This is a genomic window from Hydrogenophaga sp. BPS33 (genome assembly GCF_009859475.1).
In the GTDB taxonomy this organism is placed as follows: domain Bacteria; phylum Pseudomonadota; class Gammaproteobacteria; order Burkholderiales; family Burkholderiaceae_C; genus Hydrogenophaga.
The window spans coordinates 6,246,096-6,262,329 of sequence record NZ_CP044549.1 but is presented as its reverse complement, the minus strand read 5'-3'; the positions used below and the strand labels follow the sequence as shown (position 1 = coordinate 6,262,329).

Below are 16,234 nucleotides of genomic sequence, written 5' to 3'. Positions count from 1 at the left end.
TCCTGTCGCGATCCAGAAAAGCGCCTTCGGGCGCTTTTTTTGTTGCCCGTTCGGGCGCGCCTGCGCGACAGCGGGGGATTGAAAATAGCACGACCGTTCGATAAATTGCCAGACCCATCCCCGTTCGTCCAGGAGCGACGCCATGCCCCCCTCCGAAGCCAGCCCGCAGATCCGCGTCGAACCGCTCACGCTGACCGCTGCCGACGGTTACGCCCTGGCGGCGCGGCGCTACCGCAGTCCCACGCCGCCGCGCGCCCACATCGTGGTGGGCAGTGCTACCGCCGTGCCGCAAGGTTTCTACAAACGCTTTGCCGAACACGCCGCGCGGCGGGGTTTCGACGTGCTCACGCTCGACTACCGCGGCATCGGCGCCTCGGCGCCGTCCACGCTCAAGGGCTTTCGCATGAACTACCTCGACTGGGGCCGGCTCGATCTGGCCGCGGGTGTCCAAGCCATGCGGCAGGAAGGCATGCCGCTCTACATCGTCGGCCATTCCTATGGTGGCCATGCGCTGGGCCTGCTGCCGCGCCACGACTGGGTCGATGGCGCCTACACCTTTGCCACCGGCGCGGGCTGGCACGGCTGGATGCCGCTGCGCGAGCAGGTGCGCGTGCTGTTGTTGTGGCGCGTGATCGGCCCGGTGTGGACGCGTCTGGCGGGCTACCTGCCCTGGAGCCGCCTCGGCATGGGCGAAGACCTGCCGCTGGACGTGTACCGCCAGTGGCGCCAATGGTGTCGCTTTCCGCGCTACTTCTTCGACGATCCGCAGATGAGCGCGGTGACCGAGCGCTTCGATGAAGTGCGTTTCCCCATCGTCGCGGCGAATGCGCTGGACGACGCCTGGGCGCCGCCCGCCTCGCGCGACGCCTTCATGGCAGGGTACCGCAACACTTCGGTGCGCACTGTCACCATCGATCCACAGGGCATGGGGCTGGGGCCGATTGGCCACATGGGCTACTTCCGGCCCCAGGCTCAGGCGCTGTGGAACGAGGCGCTGGACTGGTTTGAGACGCAGCCAAGCTTGGCCGCCGACCACTAGGCGAAAGGCTGGCAAGGGTGTGAGGAACTGCCGAACGGTTGTTTTGTCGGTGCATGGAGGAAAGCCCACCTGCCAGAATAAGTCGTTACGTCTTTCACCTTTGTTCGCCAAGGAGATGAGCTTCATGCAAGCGAACCGCCAGCGCCGCTGGTTCTGGGCCCCGTTGTGGTGGGCCATTTCCCTTTGTGGGGGGCTCACCGCCTTGCCGGCGGCGGCTCAGGTGCAGTCTTTGCTGGCAAGGGGCGAAGCCACGGGGCTGATCATCGGACTCAAGGACTCTCCGACTGAAGCGGTCACGGCAGAGCGCGCCGTTGGACGAGAGCGCCAGCAGTGGGAAAGCGCCAGCTTCAAGGGCCGCGAACGCCTGCGCCGTCTGGCCAAGGAGGCCGGCCTGCCCCAGGGTGTCGTGGGCGACGCGGGCAATGCCCAACTGCTGCGCTTTGAACGTCCGATGCGCGGCGACGCGTTGGCCAACGCCGTGCGCCGTGCGCGCCTCCACCCCGATGTGGCCTGGGTCGAGCCCGATGTGCTGGTACCCCGCTTGGCGGTGCCGAATGACCCGGGGTTCAGCCTCAACCCGGGCGGCCAATGGCACCTGCAGGCGCCTGGTCCAGGAAACCTGGCGGCTCTGAACCTCCCCGATGCCTGGGACATCACGCTGGGCAGCGCATCGACGGTCGTGGCGGTGGTGGACAGCGGCATCCGCTTCGACCACCCCGATTTGCCGACCCTGGCCAGCGGCCGCATGCTGCCGGGTCGCGACATGGTGAGCGAACTTGCCATCGCGAACGATGGTGACGGCCGCGACGCCGACCCCAGCGACCCGGGGGATGGCATCGACGCCTCCGACCAGGCGCAACTGATTTTTGCCGGTTGCAATCTGATGCCCAGCTCTTGGCATGGCACCTTCATTGCCGGGCAGATCGGAGCACAGACGAACAACGCCATTGGCGTCGCCGGACTGAACTGGAATACCCGGATTCTGCCGGTGCGTGTGTCCGGCAAATGCGGCGCGCGGCTTTCCGACCTGCTCGACGGCGTGCGCTGGGCGGCAGGACTGCCCGTCAACGGCCAACCCACCAACCCCAACCCCGCCAGAGTGATCAACCTCAGCTTTGGTGGTGACCGCACTTGCGCGAGCGCGCCGGGCTACCAGAGCACCATCGATGCCGTGACCAGCGCCGGGGCTCTCGTCGTGGTGGCCGCCGGCAACACCGACCGGACCTTGCTCCGACCGGCCGACTGCCGCCGCGTCATGGCGGTCGCGTCGGTTCGCAGGGATGGTCTCAAGGCCGAGTATTCGAGCTTTGGCAGCAACGTCGCCCTCTCGGCGCCGGGCGGTGCGATGCCCGACAATCCCGCCGACGACGATAGGCTCACGCTGATGTTGTCCCACAGCGACCAGGGCCTCATGGGGCCTACCGCCCCGACCTTCGAGTACAAGCAAGGTACCAGCTTTGCGGCGCCGCAAGCTGCGGGGGTGGCCAGTCTGATGCTCTCGGTCAACCCGTTCCTGAACCCACGCCAGCTCATCGACCGCATGAAAGCCGGTGCACGCCTGCACGAGACGGTCATCGGCCGGCCCACCTGCGGTACGCCGGGCACGGGCGTGTGCAACTGCACGGCCACCACGTGTGGCGCTGGCATGCTCGATGCGAACACCTCGGCGCAACTGGCCACCGGCCCCGCGGTGGTGATCAAGCCGCTGGGCACGGTCGAACCGGGCACCGTGATCACGCTGGATGGCAGCTCGAGCGTGGCGATTCCCGGCCGCAGCATCGTTTCCTACCAATGGGTCCAGGTCGGTGGCCCGCCCGTCTCGATCACCGCGGATCGGAGTGCGGTGGCCAAAGCCACCCTGGTATCCGAAGCCACCTACGAGTTCTCTCTCTCCATTGCAGACAACTTCGGACGTCGAGGTGAAGACTCGGTGGTGGTCGTGGCGGCCATGCCGGCCCCGCCTGCACGCGGAGGCGGTGGTGGGTCCGCCGGTTTGCTTTGGGGCCTGGGCCTGTGGGCCTGGGTGCTGGCGATGGTGCTGCGGCAGCGCCGCCGCCAGCGTTTGCGCTGACGCGGCAAGCCGCCGATCAGGCGCAGCGGCGCAGTGTCTTGCCCGCCATCGCCTTGCCCAGGCCGTCCACCGCCGTGCGTTGAGCGTCGGTGATGCTGGGCAGGCGCAACGTGAACGACACCGACTCGGCACGTTCCTGCGCGACCTTGGCGGTCCGCACACCAGCCTGTTCGGTGTCTCGCAGCGCTTGCTGTGCCGCCGCCTCGCTCGAATAGGTTCCCAGCGCCAGGCCGGGCGCCAGGCCGGAGGCCGTGAGTTCGCGGAAGTTCACGCCGATGCCACGCAGTTCGGCCTTCTTGCGGTCCACCTGGGCGGCGTTGTCGTAGCGCCCCATGTAGACGATCCAACGCGCGCCGCTGCGCTGTTCGGTGAATTGCCATTGATCGGCGCTCAGGCCGAGCAGCGCGAACTCGGCGCGCAGCAGTTCGACCTGGGTTTCGGCGAAGCCGCTGGCCTGCCAGCATGCGCGCGGCCCCTTGGCGTCGGCGGCGGCGTCCGTTGGTGGGACGGCCGGCGGGGTGGTGGCCATGGGGGGAGGTACATCCGGGCGCGGTGGCAAGGCGTCGACCGCGGCCTCTGGCGCTTGGGCCGCGGGCAGGCTGTCCTTGGGACCATTGAGCAGGCGCAACACGTCGGGGTTGACCTGCTGCTCCACGCGCTTGGGTTCTCGCTGATCGACCGGTGCCATGCCCAGCCCGTCCAGATAGCCCTGCGTCCACGCGAAGTAGCCGGCGTTGGCCAGCACCAGCAGGACGATGACCCATCTCAGCACGGGCGCACGCTCACTTCCGAACTGGTCACGGCCTGCATGCCCCGCTCGGTCAATACCTGCAAGGCACCGCTGTCGTCGACCCCGCAGGCGGTGCCCCGGGTGCCATCGGACAGTTGCACCGCCAAGCCTTGCAGGGCGTCGCGCTGGGCAAAGCGTTGCGCGAAGGCACCGAATCCTTGAGACGCAAATGCCAGCACATCCCGGATCAGCGTGGGCGCCACGCGCTCCAGTGCCTCGCCAGCCGTGATGCCCACCTCCAGCTCGGCCAGACCCGCAGGCGCCATGGCCGGCAGGCTGGCGGCGTTGGCGCTCGCCTGGGCCGTCATCACCGCCGCCTCGGGCCGTGCGATATTGATGCCCACGCCGATCACCACCATGCGCAGGCCGGTCGACGCTTCACCGTGGCTCGCCGTCTCCACCAGAATGCCGCCGAGCTTGCGCTGCTGCAGCCAGAGGTCGTTGGGCCACTTCAGGCGGATGTCGGGGTGCAGGCTGTGCGCCAGACTCACCCCGACCGCGAGCGACAGGCCCGACCAGCTTGCCGGTGCCAGCGGCAGTGCGATGGAGAACGTGAGCGACTGGCCCGGCCTGCTGTGCCAGCCTTTGCCCAGCCGGCCGCGTCCTGCGGTTTGTTCTTCCGCGGTCAACAGCACCGGATCGAGAAGACCCGAGCGCGCGCGGCGCATGAGTTCGCTGCTCGTCGAGTCGATGCTGGGCAGCACCTCCACCGTGAAGCCGGGCAGTGTGGGCACCACGGCCTCCCAGATGGCTTCCGCGTGCCGGAGCAAATCCGTCATGGTGAAACGCCGCGATCCGCGCAGCGGTGGAGCGTGGGGGTCATGTTCAGCCCAACTTGGACGCTCGGCCCCCGCGTTTGGGCGCCAGCAGCGTGCCGCGGCACTTCTTGGCCCCGCACCAGCAGGGGTACTCGGCCTTGAGCTTGGGCGTGTAGGGTTCGTCGATCACCAGGCCATAGTCGTAGAACAGCTCTTCACCGGCCTTGATGTCGCGTCGAGCACGGATGAACACGCGGCCGTCTTCCACGTCTGCTTCGCAGTTGGGCTTGCAGCTGTGGTTGATCCAGCGCGCCGAGTTGCCGCCCACCTTGGCGTCGATCACGTGCTTCTCGTCGATGTGGAAGTAGAACGTGTGGTTCGGGTCGCTCGGGTCGTGTGGGTGGCGGCGCAGCGCCTCCTTCCAGGTGATGATTTCGCCGACGTATTCGATCAGCGGTTCACCTTCGACCAGGTCCGCCACGGCGAACACGCCCTTGCCGTGCACACCGGAACGTCGGGTCTGGATGCGGCGGCCCGGGGGCACGGCCGAAGCGGCTGGGGCAGATGGGAGGCGCTTCTGCTTCACGCGGGTGCTTTTCGTCACGGCCGATTTATTTGGTAAGGTTGTTTCATGCAGGTGCGCGCAGGTGCGCGCATGCCCATGTGCGCGTGTACACGCGCGTGAAAGCCGATTGTAGAGATGAAAACCCTGGTCATTGCCGAGAAGCCATCCGTGGCCCAAGACATCGTGCGTGCGCTTACCCCGGTGGCGGGCAAGTTCGACAAACACGACGACCACTTCGAGAACGACAAGTACGTCGTGACCTCCGCCGTGGGCCACCTGGTGGAGATTGCCGCGCCCGAGCAATTCGATGTGAAGCGCGGCAAGTGGAGCTTCGCTCACCTGCCGGTGTTGCCACCCTACTTCGAACTCAAGCCGATCGACAAGACCAAGTCGCGCCTGTCCGCTGTGGTCAGGTTGGCCAAGCGCAAGGACGTGTCCCGCCTCATCAATGCGTGCGACGCGGGCCGCGAGGGGGAGCTCATCTTCCGCTTGATCGAACAGTACGCTGGCGGCTTCAAGAACGGCAGCTACCAGGGTCTGGGCAAGCCGGTGCAACGGCTGTGGCTGCAATCGATGACGCCGGCTGCGATCCGCGATGGTTTCGAACAACTGCGCAGCGACGAGCAGATGCGCGGCCTGGCCGACGCCGCGCGCAGCCGCTCGGAGGCCGACTGGATGGTCGGCATCAACGGCACGCGCGCCATGACGGCATTCAATTCGCGCGATGGTGGCTTCTTTCTCACCACGGTGGGCCGGGTGCAGACGCCCACGTTGTCCATCGTCGTCGAACGCGAAGAAAAGATCCGCGCGCACAAGGCGCGCGATTACTGGGAAATCCACGCCTCTTTCCTGGCCGAAGCCGGCGAGTACCCGGGCAAGTGGTTCGATCCGAACTTCAAGAAGCCCACGGGCGAAGACGCCGATGCCGAGTTGCGCGCCGACCGCGTGTGGAACCAGCGCGACGCACTGGCCATTGCCGAAGCCGTGCGCGGCAAGGCCGCCAGCGTGAAGGAAGAGAGCAAGCCCACCACGCAAGCCAGTGGCCTGCTCTACGATCTGACCAGCCTGCAGCGCGAAGCCAACGGGCGCTTCGGCTTCTCGGCCAAGACCACCCTGCAACTGGCGCAAAGCCTGTACGAACGCCACAAGGCGCTGACCTACCCGCGTACCGATTCGCGCGCCCTGCCCGAGGACTACCTGCCCACGGTCAAGCAGACCTTCGAGATGCTGGCGGGCAGCGGCATGAAGCACCTCGCGCCGCACGCGCAGACGGCGCTCAGCAACAACTACATCCGTCCGAGCAAGCGCGTTTTCGACAACAGCAAGGTGTCGGACCACTTTGCCATCATCCCGACGCTGCAGGCGCCCAGTGGCCTGAGCGAAGCGGAGCAGAAGCTGTACGACCTGGTGGTGCGCCGTTTTCTTGCTGTGTTTTTCCCGAGCGCCGAATTCACGGTGACGACCCGGATCAGCACGGTGTTGAACCACAACTTCAAGACCGAAGGCAAGGTGCTCGTCAAACCGGGCTGGATGGCCGTGTACGGCAAGGAAGCGGCCGAGGACGTGGCCGATGCCAAGGATGGCGACAAGGGCCAGAACCTGGTGCCGGTGCGCGAAGGTGAGACCGTGCGCACCGAATCGGCGGAGCCCAAGGCGCTGAAGACCAAACCGCCTGCGCGCTACTCGGAAGCCACGCTGCTGGGCGCCATGGAAGGCGCGGGCAAACTGGTGGACGACGACGAACTGCGCGAAGCGATGCAGGAAAAGGGCCTGGGCACGCCAGCCACGCGCGCAGCCATCATCGAAGGCCTGTTGACCGAGAAATACATGCTGCGCGAAGGACGCGAGCTCATCCCGACCGCCAAGGCCTTTCAGCTCATGACGCTGCTGCGCGGTCTGCAGGTGGAAGAACTCTCCAAGGCCGAACTCACCGGCGAGTGGGAATACAAACTCTCGCAGATGGAGCAGGGCAAGCTCAGCCGCACCGCCTTCATGGGCGAGATCGCCGCCATGACCGAACGCATGGTGAAGAAAGCCAAGGAGTACGACCGCGACACCATCCCGGGCAACTACACGACGCTGTCCACGCCCTGCCCCAATTGCGGTGGCGTGGTGAAAGAGAATTACCGGCGCTATGCCTGCACCGGTGCCAACGGCAACAGCGAAGGCTGCGGCTTCTCGTTCGGGAAGTCACCGGCCGGCCGTACTTTCGAGCCGGAGGAGGCCGAGCAACTGCTGCGCGACAAGAAGATCGGACCGCTCGAGGGCTTTCGCTCCAAGGCCGGCTGGCCTTTCGTGGCCGAGATCGTCATCAAGTACAACGAAGAAGACAAGAACTGGAAGCTCGAATTCGACTTCGGCGATGACAAGAAGGGCGAAGAATCGGGCGAGCTGGTGGACTTCACCGGCAGCGAGTCGCTCGGGCGCTGCCCCAAATGCGGTGGTGCGGTGTTCGAGCACGGCAGCAACTACGTGTGCGAGAAGGCCGTGCCCACGATGGCGCAACCCACGCCCACCTGCGATTTCAAGAGCGGCAAGATCATCCTGCAGCAGCCCGTGGCGCGCGAGCAGATGAGCAAGCTGCTGGACACCGGCAAGACCGACCTGCTCGACAAGTTTGTTTCCATGCGCACACGCCGCGCGTTCAAGGCCTTCCTGGCCTGGGACAAGGAGGCCGGCAAGGTGAACTTCGAATTCGAGCCGCGCACCAGCAAGTTCCCGCCGCGCAAGGCAGCGGCCGGCGCGCCGACGAAGACCGCTGCGGGCCCGGCCAAGAAGGCACCCGCGGCGAAGAAAACCGCGGCGACCAAGACCACCCCGAAGGCGAAGGCACCGCGCAAGACCACGGCCGCCACCGGCAAGCAGCCCAGCGCCGCACTCGCGGCGGTGATTGGCGAAGGCGCGGTGTCGCGTCCCGAGGTGGTGAAAAAACTATGGGACTACATCAAGGCCCACGGATTGCAGGACGCCACCGACAAGCGCCGCGTGAACGCCGACGCCAAGCTGCGCCCGGTGTTCGGCAAGGACCAGGTGACGATGTTCGAGATCGCCGGCCTCGTGGGCCAGCACCTCAGCTGATTTTTTCCAAAGGATTGTCCGCATGAGCCTGAAACTCTATTTCGCCCCCGGCGCGTGTTCCTTCGTGCCGCACAGCATGCTCGAGCTCTCGGGTGTCGAGTTCGAGCCGCACAGTGTCAAGCTGCACAAGAACGAGCAGCGCAGCCCCGAGTACCTGGCGATCAACCCGCGCGGCCAGGTGCCGGTGCTGGTGGACGATGACCAGGTGATCACGCAGATCGTGGCCATCCTGCTGCACCTGGATGCCAAGCTGCCGCAGGCCGGCATCCTGCCCGCCTCGGGACTGGCGCGCACGCGCGCGCTGCAGGCCCTGACCTGGATGAACAACACCGTGCACCCCACGTTCACCCACGTGTTCATGCCCGACAAGTTTGCCGACGACGAGGCGACGAAGCAGTCGATCCGCGCCTTCGCGGCCAAGGCGTACCGGGGCTTGCTGGGCGAGATCGAAGCCATGGCCGAGAAGGCTTCGCCGTGGATGACCGGCGAGCGCCCGGGTGCGCTGGATGCCTATGCGCTCACCTTGCTGCGCTGGGGTGGATTTGCCGGCATCGACCCGACCACCTTGCCCGCCACCTGGGCTCTGGCCCAGCGCTTTGCCGCCTTGCCGGCGGTGGCGCGCGCCATCGAGCGCGAGCGCCTGGTGCTCAACATCTACAAGCCCAAGGCGGACTCCAACACCTGAGCGATCAGGCCTGGGGCCGCGGTGTGCTCGGTGTGAAGCGCACCGAGGCGAGCAGGCCCGGCGGGTGGCGCTCGGGGTGTGCGCTGGCGATCTCCACCGTGGCGCCGTGTTGCTGCGCGATCTCCTGCACGATGGTCAGGCCCAGGCCCGAGCCGTCCACGTTGGTGCCCAGGGCGCGGTAGAACGGCTGCAGCACATACTCGCGCTCGTTCTCGGGAATGCCCGGGCCGTTGTCTTCCACTTGCAGGATCTGCACGCCGCTGAAGCGGTCGACCAGCACGCGCGCCGTCACCACGCCGCCGCGCCCGCTGTAGTTGATGGCGTTGTCGACCAGGTTGCGCACCATCTCCTGCAGCAAGATCGGGTTGCCATCGATCAGGCAGTCTTCCGGCACCGCCTCGGCGCCTTCGCAGCCCAGGTCGATGCCGTGCTCCAGCGCCCGGGGCACCGAGTCCTGCACGACGCCGCGCACCAGGCCTGCCAGATCGACGCGCGCGTTGGGCAAGGCGCGGCCGGTGGTCTCGGCGCGGGCCAGCGCGAGCAACTGGTTCACCGTGTGCGTGGCGCGCGCGCTGGAGCGCGCGATCTGCTGGAGCGAACCGCGGATCTCTTGCGGGTCGGTCTCGCGCTGCGCCAGTTCGGCCTGCATGCGCAAGCCGGCCAGTGGCGTCTTGAGCTGGTGCGCGGCGTCGGCGAGGAAGCGCCGCTGCGTGGTGAGCGAGGCTTTCAGCCGCGTCAGCAAGTCGTTGATGGACGACACCAGCGGCGCCACCTCCTGCGGAATCGCCGATTCCTGGATGGGGCTCAGGTCATCGGGTTTGCGCGCGCGGATGCGCTGCTCCAGTTCGTTGAGCGGGCGGATGCCGCGCACCAGCGCCAGCCACACCAGCAGCACCGCCAGCGGCAGGATGACGAACTGCGGCACCATCACGCCCTTGACGATTTCGGCCGCCAGCGTGGAGCGCTTGCCGCGCGTCTCAGCCACCTGCATCAGCACCAGATTGTCGTTGTCGTAGCGCGCGAGCCAGGTGTAGGCCACGCGTACCTCGTCGCCGCGCACCATGTCGTCGCGCAGCAGCACGCGCCCAGGCTCTGGTACCTCCTCTGCGCTGGGCCGGGGAAAGTCCGCTTCGCCGCTGACGAGCGTGCCCCGCGGGTCGACCACCTGGTAGTACACCAGGTCGGTGTCATCGGCGCGCAGCAGGTCGCGCGCCTGGGCGTTGAGATTGAAGCTGATCTGGGCGTTGTGGCTCGTGACGAACTGCGTTAACGCCTGCAGGTTGAATTCGAGCGCGCGGTCGAACGGCCGGCTGGCGATGCCCTGCGCCACGAACCAGGTCAGGGCCAGTGAGAGCGGCCACAGCAGCAGCAGCGGCGTGAGCATCCAGTCCAGGATCTCGCCAAACAGGCTGCGCTGTTCGCGTTGGAACAACCCGAAAGACTTCTGCCCGACCCGTTCGTTCGCGGTGGAGGGCTCACCCGGCGGCCCGGTGTCAGCCGGGGACTTTTTCAAGGCAATAGCCCAGGCCGCGCACCGTGGCGATGCGGATCGGATCCTTCTCGATCTTCTTGCGCAGGCGGTGGATGTACACCTCGATCGCGTTGTTGCTCACCTCTTCGCCCCATTCGCACAGCCGTTCGACCAACTGGTCCTTGCTCACCAGGCGGCCAGCGCGCTGCAGCAGCACCTCGAGCAGGCCGAGTTCGCGCGCGGACAGCTCGATCATCTTGCCGTCGATGGTGGCCACCCGCCCGGCCTGGTCGTACTCCAGCGGGCCGTGGCGGATGACGTTGGTCGAACCGCCCATGCCCCGGCGCGTGAGCGCGCGCACGCGGGCTTCGAGTTCCTGCAGCGAGAACGGCTTGGCCATGTAGTCGTCGGCACCGTAGTCCAGGCCCTTGACGCGCTCCTCGACGCTGTCGGCTGCAGTGAGGATCAGCACGGGCATCTTCGAGCCGCGCGAGCGCAGGCGCTTGAGCACCTCCAGACCGTGCAGCCGAGGCAGGCCCAGGTCCAGGATCAGCAGGTCGAACTCGTTGTTGGTGAGCAGAGCCGCATCGGCCTCGGTGCCGGTGGTGACGTGGTCGACCGCGGCGCCCGCCGCGCGCAGGCTGCGCAACAGGCCGTCGGCCAACACATGGTCGTCTTCGGCGATCAGGATGCGCATGGTGTGTCTCCTCGGTGGCCCGTGCCGCCCTGGGTCTGTCTGGATGCTCTGCTGGAGCCGGCTCATTTTAGGCCTGCCTGCCGCTGTAGTGGCCCCGGGACCCGGTGATTTCACCGGGGTGGCACGGCGGCGCGCGCGCCGGGCGATTCCGATCCGTAGGCTTCCAGGCCCAGCGCCACCACCGTGGCCACCGCGTCGCCCACTTGCGCGCGAAACTCCGCTTCGGCTTGCGCGACCGCATGTCGAAAGGCCTCCAGCCAGAGCAGGCCGGTCTCGGTGAACACGATGCGCCGGGCGCGCGCATCGTGCGCATCCGGCTCGCGCCGCACCAGGCCCCAGGCTTCGCACTGCGTCACCAGGTCGCCCATGGCCTGCTTGCTCATGCCGGCCTGGTGCGCCAGTTCGGTCAGGCGCGAGCCGTGCAGGCCCAGATGGCGCGTGATGTGGATGTGCGCCGCGCCCACCTGCGCACGCGCGGCCAGGTGCGAGAGCCTCAGCGGCACGTTGGCGTCGTGCGCCATCAGGCTGAGCACGCGCTCGTCGAAGCGGCGCAATGCCAGGCCCATCAGGCGGCCCAGGTGCCCGCCGCGCCAGCGGTCGTCGGGCGGCTCAAAGGTGGTTTCGGGCATGGTCAGATGGTAAGGCAAACTGACCAAATAACGGCTTGTTGATTTTTAACCCGGCTGTAAACTCCTGCTCAAGCATCCAGCCTGTACGCATTTACAGGCATGCTCACCCCCAACAACCCGCTCAGGAGCTTTCATGGACGCAGCCGTCAAGAACAACCCCCTCAACAGCGAAAAATCCAAGGCCTTGCAGGCCGCGCTGGCCCAGATCGAAAAGCAGTTCGGCAAGGGCACCATCATGCGGCTGGGCGAAGGCGAGACGATCGAAGACATCCAGGTCGTCTCCACCGGTTCGCTGGGCCTGGACATCGCCCTTGGGGTGGGCGGTCTGCCACGTGGCCGCGTGATCGAGATCTACGGCCCGGAATCGTCCGGCAAGACCACGCTCACGCTGCAGGCGATTGCCGAGATGCAAAAGCTCGGCGGCCAATGCGCCTTCGTCGACGCCGAACACGCGCTGGACATCCAGTACGCCCAGAAGCTCGGCGTGAACCTGCAAGACCTGCTGATCTCCCAGCCCGACACCGGTGAACAGGCGCTCGAAATCGTCGACAGCCTGGTGCGCTCCGGCGCGGTCGACCTGATCGTGGTCGACTCGGTGGCCGCGCTCACGCCCAAGGCCGAACTCGAAGGCGAAATGGGCGACTCGCTGCCCGGCCTGCAGGCCCGCCTGATGAGCCAGGCACTGCGCAAACTCACCGCGCACATCAAGAAGACCAACTGCATGGTCATCTTCATCAACCAGATCCGCATGAAGATCGGCGTGATGTTCGGCAGCCCCGAAACCACCACCGGTGGCAACGCATTGAAGTTCTACGCCTCGGTGCGCCTGGACATCCGCCGCACCGGCACGATCAAGAAGGGTGAAGAGGCGATTGGCAACGAGACCAAGGTCAAGGTGGTGAAAAACAAGGTGTCACCGCCCTTCAAGACCGCCGAATTCGACATCCTGTTCGGCGAAGGCATCAGCCGCGAGGGCGAAATTCTCGATCTGGGCGTGACCCACCGCGTCATCGAGAAGTCGGGTGCCTGGTACGCCTACAACGGCGAGAAGATCGGCCAAGGCCGCGACAACTCGCGCGAATTCCTGCGCGAGAACACCGACCTGCGCATCGAGATCGAAAACAAGGTGCGCACCGAACTCGGCGTGCCGCTCCTGCCGGTGGAAGAAGCGCCTGCGCCCGCCAAGGGTGGCAAGGCCGAGAAGAAGGCCAAGGACGCCGACGCCGCACCGGCTGCCTGAGGCGCGGGTCGCGCTGTTTCGGCATGGCCTTCGACCAGATCTCGCTGAAGGGCCGCGCCTTGCGGTTGCTGGCGGGGCGCGAGCATTCGCGCTCCGAACTGCAGCGCAAGCTGAGCGCGCACGAAACCGAGCCCGGTGAACTGGCCAAAGCCCTGGACGAACTCGAGGCCAAGGGATTCATCAACGAGCAACGGGTGCTGGAGTCGGTGGTGCACCGGCGCGCTGCCCGCCTGGGGGCCGCGCGCGTGCGCCAGGAACTGCACGCCAAGGGCCTGGACCCGCAAGCGGTGGCGCAAGCCGTGGCCGGTCTGCAGGACTCGGAGGAGACGCGGGCCCGGGAGGTCTGGCGCAAGAAATTTGGCGAAACACCCAGCGACGCCGCCGCGGTGGGCAAGCAGATGCGCTTCCTGCTCACGCGTGGCTTCGGCGCCGATGTGGCGCGGCGTGTGGTGCGCGGTGCACCGGACGACGACAACGAAGGTTGAGAGGCTGCCGCTCAGCGCGGCTGCGAGGTCGATGCGACCGCTGGCGTATCGGGGCCGCGCAGCATGCGCCAGGCCAACAGTCCGCTGAACACCATGATCGCCGTGCCCACCACCGCGGCCACTTGCAGGCCGTCGACGAAGGCGGTGCGCGCGGCGACCCGCAGCGCATCGGCCACGGGTGCGGGCAGGCCTTGCGCGACGGTGAGCGCGCCACCCAAGGTCGCGGCTTCGGCCACCGCCGCTGTCGATAAACCCTCGGGCAACTGCCCCGCCATGCCGGCCCGGTACAAACCCGTCGCCAGGCTGCCGAACACCGCGATGCCCAATGCGCCGGACAACTCGGCGCTGGTTTCCGACAGCGCCGAAGCTGCGCCGGCGCGCTCGGGCGGCGCGGAGCTGATGACGATGTCGTTGCCCAGCGTGAACACGGGCGCCATGCCGATGCCCATCACCGTCATGCCCACCACCAGCGCGGGCAGCCCGTACACGCCGTCCACCAGCGTCATGCCGGCAAACCCGACGGCCGCCACGGCCAAGCCCATCACCATCGTGCGAGGCGCAGAGATGCGCTGCGCGATTGCAGGCGTGAGCATCGATCCCACCACGAACGACAGCGACCAAGGCACGGTGCACAAGCCGGCCATCAGCGGCGACAGCCCGAGCACGAGCTGCAAGTGCTGCGAGATGAAGATGTAGACGCCGAACATCGCAAACGAGGTGAGCGCGTAGGCACAGATGGCGGCCGCGAACCGGGGCTGGGCGAACAGCTGGATGTCCAGCAGCGGGTAGTGAATGCGGCGTTGCCGGCGCACGAACGCAAGGCCAGCGGCCAACCCCAGGACGCCCACCGCCCAGGTGGTCACGCCCAAATGGCCTTCGGCCGCTTGCTTGAGCGCGAACACGCCACCCAGGACGGCGGTGAGCGAGAGCCCCACGCTGATCAAATCGAGGCGGCCAGCCGCTTCATCTCGGTACTCGGGCAGCAGGAACGGGCCTACCGCCAGCAGCAACAACATTACCGGTACGGCGGCCCAGAAGATGGCTGGCCAGGCGAAATACTCCAGGATGAGGCCGCCCACCAGCGGCCCGATCGCCCCGCCCACCGAATAACTCGAAATCCAGATGCCGATCGCCACCCGGCGTTGTCGCTCGTCGCGGAACATGTTGGAGATCAGCGAAAGCGTCGACGGCGCCAGTGTGGCGCCGGCGATGCCGAGCAGCGCGCGCGTGGCGATCAGGGCCTGTGCGGTGGTCGAAAGCGCCGCCGCTACCGATGCCGCTGCAAACGCCGCCGCGCCGATCATCAGCAGGCGCCGCCGCCCGAGCTTGTCGCCCAACGTGCCCATGGTGATCAGCAGGCCGGCGACCATGAAGCCGTAGATATCGACGATCCAGAGCAGTTGCGAGGCCGATGGGCGCAGATCGGTGCTGATGGCCGGCAGTGCGAGGTTCAGCACAGTGAGGTCCATCGCGTAGACCAGGCAGGGCAGAGCAATCACCCCCAAGGCGACCCATTCACGGCGCGTGGCTTTGGGTAGGGCTATCTCAGGGGGCGGTGAAGCCTTGTGCATGGAAAGGTTCCTCGGAGTTTGGCGCCAATACCCACACCGGCGTCTTGTGAACCGACGACGAACCAATACCCCGGAATTCGACACCTCCGAAGCGCAGCTCGGAGGCGCCGCAGATGCTTACAGGCCCAGCATCAGCTTGAGGTTCTGCACCGCGGCTCCGCTGGCACCCTTGCCGAGGTTGTCGAGCCGGGCCACCACGACTGCGTGTCGCGCTTCGGCGTTGCCGAACACCCGAATTTCCAGCTTGTTGGTGTTGTTGAGCGCCAGCGCATCGAGCTTGCCGTTGTCGGTTGCCGGCTCGGTGCTCACCCACTCGCTGCCGGCGTAGTGCAGGCTGTAAACGCCGTTCAGATCGGCCAGGGCAGGCTTGCCTGGCAACGTGTCCAGGTGCAGCGGCAACTGCACCAGCATGCCTTGCGCAAAGTTGCCCACGGCGGGCATGAAGATCGGCCGGCGGGTGAGGCCGGTGTAGGCCATGATCTCCGGAATGTGCTTGTGCGTCAGGCCCAGCGCGTACAGCTCATAGGCCGGGGCCTGACTTTGCTCGTACGCCTCGATCATGGTGCGCCCGCCACCCGAATAGCCGCTGACGGCGGGCAGGGAGACCGGGTGATGGGCGGGCACCACGCCTGCGTCGATCAGGGGGCGCAGCAATGCGATGGCGCCGCTGGCATAACAGCCGGGATTGGCCACGCGGTTGGCGTTCATGACAGCCTTGCGCTGCCCGGCGTCCAGTTCGGGAAAGCCGAACACCCAGCCCGGCGCCGTGCGGTGGGCCGTGGAAGCGTCGATAACCTTGGGTTGCCTGCCCGACAGACCGTCGATCATGGCGACCGACTCGCGCGCCGCGTCGTCGTGCAAACAGAGGATGACCAGATCGGACTGCGCCATCAACTCGCGTTTGGCCGCAGGGTCCTTGCGGCGTTCGGGCGCGATGCTGATCAGCTCGATCTGCGGCATGTCCTGCAGACGCTCGCGGATTTGCAGCCCGGTGGTGCCTGCTTCGCCATCGATGAATACCTTGGCCATGGGAGATCCGCCTTCTCAGTCAAGAAAACAATACGGGGTACACCATTCGATCCGGCGCGCGCGCGTCTTTGGTGCATCGCACCATGATACATTCCCCGGTTGCTGTTTTCAGTGCCCCAGCGCGGC

The 16,234-nt window shown here is 66.7% G+C and carries 14 protein-coding genes; 6 read left to right on the top strand and 8 right to left on the bottom strand.

The features are described from left to right. The first annotated feature begins 142 nt into the window (after nucleotides 1–142). Both F9K07_RS29065 and F9K07_RS29060 read left to right on the top strand, forming a co-directional pair. On the top strand, nucleotides 143–1,039 hold the full coding sequence (locus F9K07_RS29065; protein ID WP_159596700.1) for an alpha/beta hydrolase family protein: 897 nt from the start codon (nucleotides 143–145) through the stop codon (nucleotides 1,037–1,039). A gap of 124 nt (nucleotides 1,040–1,163) precedes the next feature. After that, complete coding sequence (locus F9K07_RS29060; protein WP_159596699.1) at nucleotides 1,164–3,110, top strand: S8 family serine peptidase; 1,947 nt, start codon at nucleotides 1,164–1,166, stop codon at nucleotides 3,108–3,110. 16 nt (nucleotides 3,111–3,126) lie between these two features. Here F9K07_RS29060 and F9K07_RS29055 read toward each other — a convergent pair whose 3' ends face one another. From F9K07_RS29055 to F9K07_RS29045, 3 genes are read right to left on the bottom strand one after another with little or no spacing between them, the layout of a single operon-like run. Next, nucleotides 3,127–3,882: an SPOR domain-containing protein gene (locus tag F9K07_RS29055; protein WP_159596698.1), complete on the bottom strand. Its 756-nt coding sequence runs from the start codon at nucleotides 3,880–3,882 to the stop codon at nucleotides 3,127–3,129. Further along, nucleotides 3,876–4,679, bottom strand: coding sequence for a biotin--[acetyl-CoA-carboxylase] ligase (locus F9K07_RS29050; protein ID WP_159596697.1), 804 nt, complete (start codon nucleotides 4,677–4,679; stop codon nucleotides 3,876–3,878). Before F9K07_RS29050 ends, F9K07_RS29055 begins: the two co-directional genes overlap by 7 nt. 46 nt (nucleotides 4,680–4,725) lie before the next feature. Next, the gene (locus F9K07_RS29045) at nucleotides 4,726–5,244 is read right to left on the bottom strand and encodes an SET domain-containing protein (RefSeq protein WP_442907457.1); all 519 of its coding nucleotides are present in this window, start codon (nucleotides 5,242–5,244) and stop codon (nucleotides 4,726–4,728) included. 114 nt (nucleotides 5,245–5,358) lie between these two features. Here F9K07_RS29045 and F9K07_RS29040 point away from each other — a divergent pair, with 114 nt between their 5' ends. Then, on the top strand, nucleotides 5,359–8,301 hold the full coding sequence (locus tag F9K07_RS29040) for a DNA topoisomerase III (RefSeq protein WP_159596695.1): 2,943 nt from the start codon (nucleotides 5,359–5,361) through the stop codon (nucleotides 8,299–8,301). 22 nt (nucleotides 8,302–8,323) lie between these two features. Next, the gene (locus F9K07_RS29035; protein WP_159596694.1) at nucleotides 8,324–8,986 is read left to right on the top strand and encodes a glutathione S-transferase family protein; all 663 of its coding nucleotides are present in this window, start codon (nucleotides 8,324–8,326) and stop codon (nucleotides 8,984–8,986) included. A gap of 4 nt (nucleotides 8,987–8,990) precedes the next feature. On the opposite strand, the gene F9K07_RS29030 is transcribed toward F9K07_RS29035, so the two are convergent. The 3 genes from F9K07_RS29030 to F9K07_RS29020 all read right to left on the bottom strand — a co-directional run bounded on the left by F9K07_RS29030 (nucleotide 8,991) and on the right by F9K07_RS29020 (nucleotide 11,783). Beyond that, nucleotides 8,991–10,370, bottom strand: a complete 1,380-nt coding sequence (locus F9K07_RS29030) for a sensor histidine kinase (protein ID WP_159597155.1) — start codon at nucleotides 10,368–10,370, stop codon at nucleotides 8,991–8,993. A gap of 109 nt (nucleotides 10,371–10,479) precedes the next feature. Beyond that, on the bottom strand, nucleotides 10,480–11,154 hold the full coding sequence (locus F9K07_RS29025; protein ID WP_159596693.1) for a response regulator: 675 nt from the start codon (nucleotides 11,152–11,154) through the stop codon (nucleotides 10,480–10,482). A gap of 110 nt (nucleotides 11,155–11,264) precedes the next feature. After that, a complete protein-coding gene (locus F9K07_RS29020; protein ID WP_159596692.1) occupies nucleotides 11,265–11,783 on the bottom strand; it encodes a MarR family winged helix-turn-helix transcriptional regulator in 519 nt (172 codons plus the stop codon). 133 nt (nucleotides 11,784–11,916) lie between these two features. On the opposite strand from F9K07_RS29020, the gene recA reads away from it, so the two are divergent. After that, nucleotides 11,917–13,023, top strand: coding sequence for a recombinase RecA (gene recA / locus F9K07_RS29015; RefSeq protein ID WP_159596691.1), 1,107 nt, complete (start codon nucleotides 11,917–11,919; stop codon nucleotides 13,021–13,023). A gap of 23 nt (nucleotides 13,024–13,046) precedes the next feature. Then, nucleotides 13,047–13,508 (top strand): recombination regulator RecX, encoded by a 462-nt coding sequence (gene recX / locus F9K07_RS29010; RefSeq protein ID WP_159596690.1) that lies wholly within the window; start codon nucleotides 13,047–13,049, stop codon nucleotides 13,506–13,508. 11 nt (nucleotides 13,509–13,519) lie between these two features. Here the strand turns inward: recX and F9K07_RS29005 are convergent, their stop codons facing one another. Both F9K07_RS29005 and argC read right to left on the bottom strand, forming a co-directional pair. Next, nucleotides 13,520–15,079: an MFS transporter gene (locus F9K07_RS29005; RefSeq protein WP_159596689.1), complete on the bottom strand. Its 1,560-nt coding sequence runs from the start codon at nucleotides 15,077–15,079 to the stop codon at nucleotides 13,520–13,522. A gap of 117 nt (nucleotides 15,080–15,196) precedes the next feature. After that, a complete protein-coding gene (gene argC, locus F9K07_RS29000; RefSeq protein WP_159596688.1) occupies nucleotides 15,197–16,108 on the bottom strand; it encodes an N-acetyl-gamma-glutamyl-phosphate reductase in 912 nt (303 codons plus the stop codon). Nucleotides 16,109–16,234: the final 126 nt, after the last annotated feature.

What these genes read in the sequence shown, in the direction of transcription:
- F9K07_RS29040 (WP_159596695.1), top strand. Translation starts at nt 5,359, where the DNA reads ATGAAAACCCTGGTCATTGCCGAGAAGCCATCCGTGGCCCAAGACATC.
- F9K07_RS29060 (WP_159596699.1), top strand. Translation starts at nt 1,164, where the DNA reads ATGCAAGCGAACCGCCAGCGCCGCTGGTTCTGGGCCCCGTTGTGGTGG.
- F9K07_RS29065 (WP_159596700.1), top strand. Translation starts at nt 143, where the DNA reads ATGCCCCCCTCCGAAGCCAGCCCGCAGATCCGCGTCGAACCGCTCACG.
- F9K07_RS29030 (WP_159597155.1), bottom strand. Translation starts at nt 10,370, where the DNA reads ATGCTCACGCCGCTGCTGCTGCTGTGGCCGCTCTCACTGGCCCTGACC.
- argC (WP_159596688.1), bottom strand. Translation starts at nt 16,108, where the DNA reads ATGGCCAAGGTATTCATCGATGGCGAAGCAGGCACCACCGGGCTGCAA.
- F9K07_RS29020 (WP_159596692.1), bottom strand. Translation starts at nt 11,783, where the DNA reads ATGCCCGAAACCACCTTTGAGCCGCCCGACGACCGCTGGCGCGGCGGG.
- F9K07_RS29050 (WP_159596697.1), bottom strand. Translation starts at nt 4,679, where the DNA reads ATGACGGATTTGCTCCGGCACGCGGAAGCCATCTGGGAGGCCGTGGTG.
- F9K07_RS29005 (WP_159596689.1), bottom strand. Translation starts at nt 15,079, where the DNA reads ATGCACAAGGCTTCACCGCCCCCTGAGATAGCCCTACCCAAAGCCACG.
- F9K07_RS29035 (WP_159596694.1), top strand. Translation starts at nt 8,324, where the DNA reads ATGAGCCTGAAACTCTATTTCGCCCCCGGCGCGTGTTCCTTCGTGCCG.
- F9K07_RS29025 (WP_159596693.1), bottom strand. Translation starts at nt 11,154, where the DNA reads ATGCGCATCCTGATCGCCGAAGACGACCATGTGTTGGCCGACGGCCTG.
- recX (WP_159596690.1), top strand. Translation starts at nt 13,047, where the DNA reads ATGGCCTTCGACCAGATCTCGCTGAAGGGCCGCGCCTTGCGGTTGCTG.
- recA (WP_159596691.1), top strand. Translation starts at nt 11,917, where the DNA reads ATGGACGCAGCCGTCAAGAACAACCCCCTCAACAGCGAAAAATCCAAG.